This is a genomic window from Streptococcus parasanguinis (genome assembly GCF_001074805.1).
Lineage (GTDB): Bacteria > Bacillota > Bacilli > Lactobacillales > Streptococcaceae > Streptococcus > Streptococcus parasanguinis_A.
Genome location: NZ_JUPI01000113.1, coordinates 1 through 1659 on the forward strand (window position 1 = coordinate 1; position 1659 = coordinate 1659).

Consider the following 1659-nt stretch of genomic DNA (forward strand, 5'->3'; position numbering starts at 1 on the left):
AGTGGGGTTGCTCCCACGATACCGCGGATCTCAGAGATATCATTTTGTGGCAAGGTCAGCTGGTGCTTGAAGTTTGAATAGAGCTGAGCCCGTAGGTTGTTCTGACGGCTAGCTGTGATGATCAAGTGCACACCGATACTGAGACCTTCACGAGAGATCCGCATGAAGAGCTTGAAGAGATCTGTCTCATAGGGCTCGTCCTTCATAGATTCATAGCTATCCATGAGGATGACCATGGTCGGCTCTTGCTTACCGGTTACTTCACGGTAGAGAGCGATGGTGCCGACCCCATGCTCAGAGAGGAGTTTCTTGCGGCGATCCAACTCACGATTGATGATCCGGATGAATTTCTGGATTTTCTCCGTCTGATCGAGCAGGAGACTATCAGCCACATGTGGCAGTTGTGTCAAAGGTGCTAGACCATTAGTCCCGAAATCAAGCAGGTACATGGTCAGATTTTCTGGGCTCTGCTTGCGAGCCAGATCCATGGCGACTGTCTGGAGGAAAGTCGTCTTTCCTGTCCCTGGACTTCCATAAAGGAGGATATTCCCATCTTTTGACAGATCGATAGCGACCGCTTCTTGTTTTTGCGCTTGCGGGATATCGGCGACCCCGATTAGAACGCTTGGAGCTGTCCGTTTTTGCCAAGCCTCGATCGGCACGACCTTGTCCAACTCATCCAGCGTGATCCGCTCTTTGAGCGGTGGCAACCATGGTTGGGCCACAGCTGCGATGCCTTCTTGTTGGTGTAAGTGGTTGATTTCCTGAACGATGACATCAAGCTCTGTCGGAACTTCCTTGATTTCTTCTGCCATATCCAGACCGGAGAGGTCTTGGTTGAGGACTTCGTATTGGCCCAGTTCATTGATCAAGTAGATGGTATGGTCTTCGATCCCTAGCTGGTCTTTCTCAGGCTGGTAGTCTGCTCCAGACCAGGCGGTTTGGAAGAGTTCATAGACTTCGTTGTTTCCGACTTGGAGGTAGGCCCGACCGGTCTGGGTGATCTGAGCCGCATCTGCTGTCCGCAGCATCTCCATGGAATCCCCACGGTCCGCTACCTTGAGGGCTAGCTTGAAGCGGGAGTTGGACCAGATCTGGTCATCCACGACCCCAGAAGGTTTTTGCGTCGCAAGGATCAAGTGTACCCCGAGGGAACGCCCGACACGCGCGATAGAGACCAGTTCCTTGATGAAGTCTGGTTGGTTGACCTTGAGCTCGGCGAACTCATCACTGATCAAGAAGAGGTGAGGAAGCGGTTCGGTCGCTTCACCCAGTTTAAATTTCTTTTGGTATTGGTTGATATGGTTGACCCCATATTGACCAAAGAGGCGCTCCCGACGATGGATCTCCGCATTGATAGAGGCTAGGGCCCGCATAGACTGGGCACCATCCAAGTTGGTGATGGTCCCAAGCAAGTGAGGCAGATCCTTGAAGAGATTGGCCATTCCCCCACCCTTGTAGTCGATGAGGAGAAAAGCCACATCATGTGGGTGGAAGTTGACAGCAAGGCTCAGGATATAAGACTGAATGGTTTCAGACTTACCAGAACCGGTTGTCCCTGCGATCAAGCCGTGTGGTCCATGAGCTTTTTCATGGAGATTGAGGTAGACCAAATCGTCCTTCCCGCGCAGACCGATCGGCACGGCCAAACTTTGGTAA

Annotated in this window: 1 protein-coding gene; it reads right to left on the reverse strand. The window is 52.1% G+C overall.

Going from position 1 to position 1659, the window contains the following annotated elements; genetic code table 11:
- The coding region (essC, locus tag ADI76_RS07525; protein WP_049515505.1) for a type VII secretion protein EssC at window positions 1-1659 on the reverse strand (1659 nt) is incomplete at both ends.